The following is an 8,940-nucleotide window of genomic DNA, read 5'->3' as shown; positions in this document are numbered from 1 at the left end:
TTAAGTAAATTCGCATTTGGTAGTTGAAACTACCGGCTGCTTAACATCAGCAAGCGCACCTTGCAGCACTACCGTGATACGGGTATCTTGCCCTTTGCCCAAATAGGGCACAAGTGCTATTACAAGCGTGAGGACGTGGGACAGTTGCTCCAAACCAAAACAGAGAAATCAAAAACGGACAAATCTAAGAACAACAAATAAGACAAGAGTACTATGGAATCAGTAAAGGACTTGAATATGGATGTGGACGACATGCAGATGGTGCTGTCCGCTATCAGCAGTGTGAGCAAACGGATTAAGGAAGTGGCACAGACCCACAAACCGCTGTTTGGTGGAGAACAATTTCTAACGGGCAAGGAGGTGTGCGAGCGGCTGTATATCAGCCCCCGCACCTTGCAGGACTATCGGGACAAGAGGATTATTCCCTACACGCAGTTTGCTGGGAAGATACTCTATAAGGTGTCAGATTTAGAGAGAATGCTAAAAAATAGCTACAGGGAAAAAGATAAGATGAGGTTGAAATATTGACAATGCCACATAGCACTTGAGTTGATATATACCAGCCCAAGTGCCATGTATTGAATAGATACTTATATCTACATCTTTAATTTTCAGGTAAACCTACTTCTGGATTGAATGTTACAGAGACTTTTTTATTCTGGGCAATATTTACCTGTCCATTATATGCAATATTAGATTCATCATATTTCACGTTTGGTCTGGCATAGTACACTTTCAGGTTATAATTACCAGATGTCAATTTGCTAATCTTAAAATTAACGTCGTATTTGCAAATACAATCGGCCTGTGCATCAAGGACATTATGGTACACGATAAGGGTTATCTGATTATTTTGATTAGCAATATTCACATAAATCTTTCTTACAGAACAGTTGGCTTTCACGTCTTCCAGCATACATTGGGCTATTCCGTCTTTGCCCAACTCCATGCTTAAAGTTGCCGGCACAATGTTATTTTCAGCATAGACATCGGGACGTGTCTCTGTTGGAGAGAGTGTTAACTTGCAAGTAGAATTTGCTACATCATAAACTCTTAATGAATCAAGGGCAACATTCTCTGTTGAACATGCAGACAGTCCAATGATGCACAGAAGACTATAATTTTTTTTTTCATAATTACATGGATTTAGTATGCTATTATTTATATAGACGTGATTTTCTATTATTTCTTGCTTGTGTATTTATGTATTTCTGCCATTAACGAATAAACATGATTAACACTTTCCAAGCCAACAGCATAATTAGCCTCATGTTTGTTTTCAATCATGTCGGCAAAAGTCTTGATTTCAGAGAAGAAGCCTTGTGAAACGATTTGGTTATTCCCAATAGTTGGGACAAAGTTGTTTCTTCCGTAGAGACAAATTGTTGCTCCATTGTTTGGAAAGACTTTCTCCAACGGAATCCCTAACACCGCAGAGCGTCTCGGCATGAAATCAAGTCGTTCCATTTTTTCCAACACATAAAGTCCTTTATCTGTACTAATATTTAGATGCTCCTGTGCTCCTTGCCAAGAGTAATCTGTTGATAGTTCCAACATTCCTACTATATCTTGGTGTTCTAATATAAGGAATAAGGTCTGTCCACCATCTCTACTGCGAATAACATCTAGACTTTTTATCTTTGCCTCTCCAAAAAGGAATGTTGCGTAGTCAAGAGGATGGATGAATAGGTTAAGCAAAGAATCGCCTTCAGGATATAATCCAGTCAGATAGCTATAATAGTAATGTCGTTTGCTATCACCTTTCAATCGCTTTTTCAGAATTTGAGTGGCAGGGGCAAAACGTCTTTGCAGTCCGACAACGATATGTTGTGAGCCATATAGTTTGACAGTATCGGTCAAAGTCTTTAGTTCTCTTTTATCCTCACATGGTGGTTTCTCTATAAATAAGGATTTACCTGCTTTTATAACTTCGGTTGCAATCAGGAAATGTGAATGTGGATTAGCTGCCACGAAGACTCCCGAAATAGTATCATCAAGCAGGATGTCCTGTAAAGAAGTTGTACCTTTGACTCCTTTGTACTTTTGAGAAATCAGTTCAGCTTTCTTTTCAGAGGTACAGCAGATATATTTCAGTGGCAGCTGAAGATACTGTATAACGGGCAGCAGGTTGTTTGCACAATGATTGCCAAACCCCACAAGAGCATACTGCTGTGTGTAGGTATATTGCAGTTCTCTCATGCTGCGTATGCGCCTATATCTGTCTATAATGTTATCTAAATATCCCATTTTAGCTATGCTTTTATTTGCTTGAAATGTTTCTTATAGGTGGTTTGCCTATTGCTGGTCCATTGATACTTCCCATAAAACAACTCTATCAGCCGTTTGGGGATTATTCTTTCTAAATTTCTCAACAGGATAATATCGTATTTACGATGATAGTTAATCCAGCATTGATTACACGCTTTAGAGTATTGACACTGGACTTCGCAGCTCTCCTTTGAGTTGAATATCTCGTCAAGCGTGTTCTCATGTATATTTCCTAATATCACATCCAGGTTTTGGCACAAGGGAACGTCTCCATTAGAATGGATGACCAATTCACTGAAAATACTATGACACCGCAGTCTCAGTCTATTATTCTTCCACTCGTCATACAAAGCTACAAAGTCAAAGTTCTCATATGTTTGATGTATGGAAGAGGGTATCTGGCTGATGAAATCAGCATCATTGGATTCCATTAAATCTTTGGTTGTGTCAAAGAATGACATTGTGCTGTAAATGCCAATACGTACATCAATATTATATTGTTTGGCACAATCTATGACATGCCCCATATCCTCAAACGAGTTCCATGGAGAAAGACAGAACATTAGGGAGATTGGTACGATGTCTTTACATGTTTCTATAACCTTAATCACCTTGTCATATCCATCTCTCCCACGCATATAGCGATAGGTTTCTCTATCGCCGTCAAGTGATATGTATAGATGCTTGGGATGATGATTCTTTACGGAAGAAATTACCTTGTCTGCTGCAAGGCAATTGGACAGCAATGTATAGTTAGGGTGGTTAGTATCAAACCATCCTAATATCTTGTCTGCTTCGGGATGGAGGATAAACTCACCTCCTTCCAAGCCGACCATCGTGCGTTTTGTTACACATTTGCTGTTCATTATTTTGATGATGTCATCTAAGCTGAGATTTTCTATAGGTTTCTTCCAAATGGAACAGTGCTTGCAACGAGACTGACAGCTTGTTGTGGAATATATCATCAAGGATGTGAGTTCCTTGTGCTGTCTGCGTACTACATTATTGACAAATACAATTCCATTGTGGATGTAATCATAAATACTGTACATTCTTTCTTTTGAGTTTTATCTTTTATTGTTAAGAGTAGAAAACTACTAAAAGACTGCACTGTATTCATGACTTTTTATTTACTCATTATCTCCATTTACCAAGTAAGCCGCAATCCGAATGGTACCGTTATGATGAACGGATGCTCTGTGCGGTAAGTCTCAAGGTTACTGCTATTTCTGAAGTAGTAGAACATGTTTGGTTCCAGATATAGACTGAAAGGCTTGAATAGCCTGTACTGCACACCGACACCTAAGTTTACAGACCACTGATAACGTGGCTTGATGTCACCCTTTAACGTGTAGGACGAGTCAGACGTTATGATATACTTCTTATCAAGTGAACTGTGAACTGGCATCTCGAATGTCACTCCACCGGTCGTATAGGCATTGAATCGTCCCTTGCTCCATATACGATAGGTCAATCGCAATGGTATGCCCACATAATCGATCTTCTGGGTCTTCAACAAGGTTGCACCATGAAACTCACTCTCAAAATCAGACTTCATTCTTGTGTAAGTCAATCCTGTGCCAAAAGTCCAATGAGAACTTAGTTGCTTGTTGAGCGACAAACTAAAGGTTTTGGGGCGGTAATGGTGCGCCTTCTCACCTAAGGAAGCGTTGCCGTCTGTTGCATTATTCAGTGCTATCCATGACATTTTTGCCCTCTCGACAGAATCCATCAGTGTACTGTTCCGAACTAAATAATTTACATAATCATTCCATGTATATAATTTGGCCGCAGCCCCACCATTAGCGTAATCTACTACTGATAGGTAGTTCAAATTGGACATGGCTCCATTTGCTCCGGCATTGGAAGAATAGCCGAGGTTAAATGTCCATGGGTATTTCTTCTTATTGCTGACACTAGGCGACATACTTCCATTCAATGCTATCATCTTATCTTGTGGTGTCTGTGGAATGCTGTATAAAGAATCGTTTGTTCCGATACCTATAGCCAAATGTTTTTGCAGGGAGTCTACATTAAAGGGTAATATTCGTTGTTCCGTTTTAGCACTATCTGTTGATACTTGCAAAGCAATATTTCCTTCAGGGGCAATCGCACCAGCAGAGCCTCTGCCATCATTACCGGCGAGACTTGGCGAGGTAGAATATCTGGACTCTTCTTTCTTCAGAGTTCCTAATCCTTTTTGAACATATTTTGATTGACTCTTATGAGTGTTTATAGCTGTAGGTCTGTTATCGGAAGTCTCAACAGTTTTGTCTCTCGTTACGAAATAGATATAAACCGGTATCAGAATTGGAAGCAGGAAGAGCATCCAATAATTAATCAGCATTGCACGCAATGTTTTCTTTGCCCTGAACAACTGAGAAGAGGAACTGTGTGGATTGATGCCGAGCAGTTCTCCTATCTCCTTGTGGGAAAGACCTTCTAAGACTGAGAGCTTGAAAACTTCACGATTCCCTTCTGGTAAGGACTCTATCGCTGACAACAATAGCTCCAACTCTATCTTTTTCTGTTCCTCACATGCTGCTTCCTGAATTTCTATATTCAAGCAAGATAAGGGTATGGCTTCTTTTTCTGTGTTTTGGAGATATTTTAAGGATAGATTTCTTACGATTGTTATCATCCAACCTTCCAATTTTGATTCATCTTTCAAATCTTGGATAGACATGAAGATTATAATAAATGCATCATGCAAAATATCGTGAGCCGAATTATCATCTTTTACATAATGCCGACATACGCCTAAAAGTCTATTAGCGTATGTCGTATAGAGTTCTCCCAGGGCTTCCTTATCCCCATTTTTGCAAGCGTCAATCTGTATCATATTATTTTAAGCAAAGGAACATCTCCTTTTTATTAAAGGGAGTCTGTTTGCTCTAAAAGACTGCACTTATTTTTATTGGTTTTCTTTATTTTAACCTTTAGTAACTTTAAGAAGGAACATGCAGATACATTACGCTACTTCGAAAATCACCTTACAAAGTTACTACAAAAAAGTGAAATGCGGAAAGATATAGTGATAGAATTGAGTTACAAGGGTTTCAGTTGTGCTTCCGATTATTCGTGAAGCCATCGCAATCACCCCTAAAGCCAAATCAGGACGCCGCTACGTTACTTGTCCGTAACCATGCCCGAAAAGGCGACAAACGGACACGGATAACGAAACAAGGCGTTAAGGATTAGTGAGTTATTGACAACCCACGCAACAAATCCGGTTACGGAAAAAGATTGCGCCGTTCCTCCCCGTTTTGCGTACCGGCGACGGACTCTTCACCGACTAATTTTGAACCTAAAAAAATTAAGGACGATGAAGAGTACATTTTCAGTAATCTACTACCTCAAACGTCAGGTAGTGAAAAAGGACGGGACAGTACCCGTCATGGGACGCATCACGGTGGACGGCAGCCAGACGCAGTTCAGTTGCAAACTGACCGTCGATCCCAAGCTGTGGGACACCAAAGGGGGACGTGTCACGGGCAGAAGCACGGCGGCACTCGAAACGAACCGCATGCTCGACAAGATGCGTGTGCGCATCAACAGACATTATCAGGAAATCATGGAGCGTGACAATTTCGTCACGGCGGAGAAGGTCAAGAACGCCTTTCTCGGACTGGAACACCGCTACCACACGCTGATGCAGGTGTTCCGCCAGCACAACGAGGACTACGAGAAACAGGTGGAGGCTGGCATGAAAGCCAAAGGCACGCTCCTGAAGTACAAGACCGTTTACAAGCACCTGCAAGAATTCCTCACCATCCGCTACCGCGTGAAGGACATCGCGCTGAAAGAGCTTACGCCCGCTTTCATCTCCGACTTCGAGATGTTCCTACGCACGGACAAGCACTGCTGCACCAATACCGTGTGGCTGTATGTCTGCCCCTTGCGGACGATGGTGTTCATCGCCATCAACAACGAGTGGCTCACACGCGACCCGTTCCGGGAGTATGAAATCAAGAAGGAGGAAACGACACGCAGTTTCCTGACGAAAGAGGAAATCCGGCTGCTGATGGAGGGCAGGCTGAAAAACGCCAAGCAGGAGCTTTACCGCGACCTCTACCTGTTCTGCGCCTTCACGGGCTTGTCGTTCGCCGACATGCGCAACCTGACGGAAGAGAACATCCATACCTACTTCGACGAACACGAGTGGATAAACATCAACCGCCAGAAGACGGGCGTGGTGTCCAATATCCGCCTGCTCGACATCGCAAAGCGCATCATCGACAAATACCGGGGTCTGTGCGGGAACGGCAGGATTTTCCCCGTTCCCCACTACAACACGTGCCTTGCCGGAATCCGTTCCGTCGCCAAGCGTTGCGGTATCACCAAGCATATCACGTGGCATCAGAGCCGCCACACGGCAGCCACGACGGTGTTCCTCTCCAACGGCGTACCCATCGAAACGGTGAGTTCCATGCTGGGACACAAGAGCATAAAGACGACGCAGATATACGCGAAAATCACCAAAGAGAAGCTCAACCAAGACATGGAGAACCTTGCCGCAAGGTTGAACGGCATCGAGGAATTTTCATGTTGCACCATCTAAAAACAGAGAAGCCATGACACGAGGAACCATCATCATAGAGGACAACACGGTCAGCGTAACCGGTAACGAGATATGGATGACCGCCACAGAAATCGCCGGACTGTTCCACACGGGCGTCCCGGCTGTGAACGCCGCCATCAGAGCCGTCCGCAAGCCGGACGTGCTGAACGACTACGAGGTGTGCCGCTACATGCGGCTTGAAAACGGGCTGCACGCGGATGTTTACTCGCTTGAAATCATCATCCCCGTTGCCTTCCGGCTGAACACCTACCATGCACACGTGTTCCGCACGTGGCTGGTAGAGAAAGCACTCTCGAAGGAAAAGCGGCAGGCATACGTGATGTTCATACAGAACGGAAAAGCCGGGTATTGCTGAAAACGCAGAAGACATATAATAATAAGAATAAAAAGGAAACGGACAGCCCCGTGAAGGAGTTGCCCGTTTCCTTTTTTTTCATGCAGCCGCCTTATTCCATCGGCTTGCGGTAGTTCGCCTCCAGCAGCTCACGCAACCCCGATTCGGGGTAAAGCACCTTCCCTCCCAAAAGGATAAAGGGCAGCACCCTGTTGTTGCGGTACTCCTGCAAGGTGCGGCGGCTGACACGGAGCAGTTCCGCCACCTCCCTGTCCGTCAGGTAACGTTCCCCGTCCAACGGCGGGCGGTAACTTTCCAGAAAGGCGGAGAGCCATTTCGAGCCTTTGCGCATGTTCTGCACGACGGAGGCAAGCGGCTCGTCCTCCATTGTAAACACTTCATTGTTCTCGTTCATCATCATTTCGGATTCAGTGGGTTGTGAATAATAAAAATCAAATCATTTCCCGCAGGGATAGAGCGTGCCGACAAGCGGAATGAGCTTTTTGACCTCCTCCGGCTTGTAATAGAACCTGCGGTTAATCTGCGAGTAGCCGATAAGCCGCCTGTCACGCAAGGTCTGCAACGTGCGCGGGCTGATCCTCAACTGCCCGCAGACCTCCTCGCCCGTGAGCCACCTTTCCATCCGCCCGCCGTCGCTCCTGCGCCTCAGGGCGGCTACCTTCTCCGCGAGGGCGTTGAAGGACGCCACCATCATCTCGAAGGTCTTTTTCTCGATAGATACTATTTCCATAAGCAAAACATTTCAGAGTTTGCCGCAAAGGTAACGAAGCCGCCTTGAACACGTGCCGTTTCCCACTAAAAGGCAGCTTGTTGCGTCGTCTGTCCGGGTTACGGAGCCATTATCCGTAAAAATCTTACGTGAGCCACGTAGTGAGCTGTTAAAGCCCCTTTGGTTTATTGCCGAATTTTGTCGCAGAAACATAGCGCAAGCCGAGCGCAGCACGTCAAGCTCGCTTGAACGGTATGCCGAGGCGCAGCCTATGTTCATGCAAATAAACCAAAAGAAAGGACTGAATATGAAAGTGATAACGATGGAAAGTTCCGCCTTCACCGCATTGACGGAACAGATAGCCGAGATAGCGGCACACGTGCGTGCCGTTTCCGGCGGTAGGAAGGAAGAATCCCCCGACAGGCTGCTCACCACCCGCGAGGCGGCGCACCTGCTGAACGTGAGTTGCCGCACCCTCCAGCGCATGCGCAGCGAACAGCGCATCGCCTATGTCGTGCTGCGCGGCAAGTGCCGCTACCGGCAGTCTGAAATAGACCGCCTGCTCGAAGACAGCACCGTCACGGGCGAAGCCGCGACACCGGAACAGCTGAAACGCAACCACACGCTGCGCACGGGCGGCAGACCCAAAGGAAGGAGGACGTAGGACATGGAACTGCTTACCCGCAACAATTTCGAGAACTGGATGCAGAAGGTGATGGAACGGCTCGACCGTCAGGACGAGATGCTGCTCTCCATGCAGCCGTCCGGCAAAGCCCCGAACCCGATGAACGGGATCAGGCTTTTCGACAACCAAGACCTGTGCATGCTGCTCCAAATCAGCAAGCGCACCCTGCAACGCTACCGCAGCATCGGCGCGCTGCCTTACAAGACGCTCGGCAAAAAGACCTATTACAGCGAGGCGGACGTGCTGACGTTCCTCTCCGAACATGTAAAGGACTTCCGCAAGGAAGATATAGCCTTCTACAAGGCCCGTATCCATAATTTCTTTCAAAAATAACCATTAAA

Annotated in this window: 11 protein-coding genes and 1 pseudogene; 6 read left to right on the top strand and 6 right to left on the bottom strand. The window is 45.3% G+C overall.

The features are described 5' to 3' along the window. Window positions 1–33: 33 nt before the first annotated feature. Together HMPREF2983_RS13440 and HMPREF2983_RS05335 are read left to right on the top strand one after the other, a co-directional pair. Window positions 34–201 (top strand): annotated as a pseudogene (locus tag HMPREF2983_RS13440) (helix-turn-helix domain-containing protein); the annotation flags it as partial. A 12-nt stretch (window positions 202–213) separates the two neighbouring features. Further along, window positions 214–528: a helix-turn-helix domain-containing protein gene (locus tag HMPREF2983_RS05335; protein WP_070667270.1), complete on the top strand. Its 315-nt coding sequence runs from the start codon at window positions 214–216 to the stop codon at window positions 526–528. A 76-nt stretch (window positions 529–604) separates the two neighbouring features. Here HMPREF2983_RS05335 and HMPREF2983_RS05330 read toward each other — a convergent pair whose 3' ends face one another. The 4 genes from HMPREF2983_RS05330 to HMPREF2983_RS05315 form a co-directional block, all read right to left on the bottom strand. Beyond that, the gene (locus tag HMPREF2983_RS05330; protein WP_070667268.1) at window positions 605–1,153 is read right to left on the bottom strand and encodes a hypothetical protein; all 549 of its coding nucleotides are present in this window, start codon (window positions 1,151–1,153) and stop codon (window positions 605–607) included. A 29-nt stretch (window positions 1,154–1,182) separates the two neighbouring features. Continuing rightward, window positions 1,183–2,247 carry a Gfo/Idh/MocA family protein gene (locus HMPREF2983_RS05325; RefSeq protein ID WP_070667265.1) on the bottom strand — a complete coding sequence of 355 codons (1,065 nt, stop codon included), beginning with the start codon at window positions 2,245–2,247 and terminating at the stop codon, window positions 1,183–1,185. Window positions 2,248–2,252: 5 nt separating this feature from the next. Further along, window positions 2,253–3,320 (bottom strand): radical SAM/SPASM domain-containing protein, encoded by a 1,068-nt coding sequence (locus HMPREF2983_RS05320; RefSeq protein WP_070667263.1) that lies wholly within the window; start codon window positions 3,318–3,320, stop codon window positions 2,253–2,255. 95 nt (window positions 3,321–3,415) lie between these two features. Further along, a complete protein-coding gene (locus tag HMPREF2983_RS05315; protein ID WP_070667261.1) occupies window positions 3,416–5,110 on the bottom strand; it encodes a sigma-70 family RNA polymerase sigma factor in 1,695 nt (564 codons plus the stop codon). A 483-nt stretch (window positions 5,111–5,593) separates the two neighbouring features. Here HMPREF2983_RS05315 and HMPREF2983_RS05310 point away from each other — a divergent pair, with 483 nt between their 5' ends. Together HMPREF2983_RS05310 and HMPREF2983_RS05305 are read left to right on the top strand one after the other, a co-directional pair. Further along, window positions 5,594–6,829 (top strand): site-specific integrase, encoded by a 1,236-nt coding sequence (locus HMPREF2983_RS05310; protein WP_007366539.1) that lies wholly within the window; start codon window positions 5,594–5,596, stop codon window positions 6,827–6,829. 13 nt (window positions 6,830–6,842) lie between these two features. Further along, window positions 6,843–7,205, top strand: coding sequence for a virulence RhuM family protein (locus HMPREF2983_RS05305; RefSeq protein WP_007366538.1), 363 nt, complete (start codon window positions 6,843–6,845; stop codon window positions 7,203–7,205). Window positions 7,206–7,296: 91 nt separating this feature from the next. Here HMPREF2983_RS05305 and HMPREF2983_RS05300 read toward each other — a convergent pair whose 3' ends face one another. Together HMPREF2983_RS05300 and HMPREF2983_RS05295 are read right to left on the bottom strand one after the other, a co-directional pair. After that, window positions 7,297–7,602, bottom strand: a complete 306-nt coding sequence (locus HMPREF2983_RS05300) for a helix-turn-helix domain-containing protein (RefSeq protein WP_014224629.1) — start codon at window positions 7,600–7,602, stop codon at window positions 7,297–7,299. 39 nt (window positions 7,603–7,641) lie between these two features. Beyond that, window positions 7,642–7,935 carry a helix-turn-helix domain-containing protein gene (locus HMPREF2983_RS05295; protein ID WP_007366536.1) on the bottom strand — a complete coding sequence of 98 codons (294 nt, stop codon included), beginning with the start codon at window positions 7,933–7,935 and terminating at the stop codon, window positions 7,642–7,644. 250 nt (window positions 7,936–8,185) lie between these two features. Here HMPREF2983_RS05295 and HMPREF2983_RS05290 point away from each other — a divergent pair, with 250 nt between their 5' ends. Together HMPREF2983_RS05290 and HMPREF2983_RS05285 are read left to right on the top strand one after the other, a co-directional pair. Further along, entirely contained in the window at window positions 8,186–8,578 is a 393-nt protein-coding gene (locus HMPREF2983_RS05290) for a helix-turn-helix domain-containing protein (RefSeq protein WP_014224631.1), read from the top strand. A 3-nt stretch (window positions 8,579–8,581) separates the two neighbouring features. After that, on the top strand, window positions 8,582–8,932 hold the full coding sequence (locus tag HMPREF2983_RS05285) for a helix-turn-helix domain-containing protein (protein ID WP_007366534.1): 351 nt from the start codon (window positions 8,582–8,584) through the stop codon (window positions 8,930–8,932). Window positions 8,933–8,940: the final 8 nt, after the last annotated feature.

Source organism: Prevotella sp. HMSC077E09 (assembly GCF_001814685.1).
Lineage (GTDB): Bacteria > Bacteroidota > Bacteroidia > Bacteroidales > Bacteroidaceae > Prevotella > Prevotella oris.
Note: the sequence above shows the minus strand (reverse complement) of the source record. Positions and strands in the feature narration are given on the sequence as shown.